1 protein-coding gene is annotated in these 488 nt (G+C 64.1%); it reads right to left on the bottom strand.

The window, feature by feature from the left end; genetic code table 11:
- Positions 1-488 (bottom strand): adenosine kinase (locus B2W55_RS00655; RefSeq protein ID WP_291532169.1); only part of this gene is annotated, 488 nt, incomplete at both ends.

Below are 488 nucleotides of genomic sequence, written 5' to 3'. Positions count from 1 at the left end.
GCCGGCGCCTGTGGTGTCGACCAGTCTGTCGATCGGATAGGCCGGCGCCGCTACGACGCCATCTCCCGAGATCACGACGCAGCCCTTCTCGCTGCGGGTGACGACGCCGAGCCTGGTGTCCTTGCCGAACTGCTTCAGCGCGGTGTCGAAATCCGAGGTCTGGTACAGCGAGTGCAGCTCGGACTCGTTTGAGAACACCAGGTCGACCGTGCCCTTGCGCATCAGGTCGAGGAATTCGTCGCGGTAGCGATCGACGCAGAACGAATCCGACAGCGTCAGTGCGACCTGACGGCCGGCGCCATGCGCGATATCGGCCGCCTTCACGAAGGCGTCCTTGGCGTTCTTCGGATCCCAGAGATAGCCTTCGAGATAGATGATGCTGGCGGCGGCGATCTGGGCCGGATCGATATCGTCGGGCGTCAGGTCCTGCGCGGCACCGAGATAGGTGTTCATGGTGCGCTCGCCGTCCGGCGTCACCAGGATGTAGG

It is taken from the genome of Bradyrhizobium sp. UBA2491 (assembly GCF_002341725.1).
GTDB lineage: Bacteria > Pseudomonadota > Alphaproteobacteria > Rhizobiales > Xanthobacteraceae > Bradyrhizobium.
Note: the sequence above shows the minus strand (reverse complement) of the source record. Positions and strands in the feature narration are given on the sequence as shown.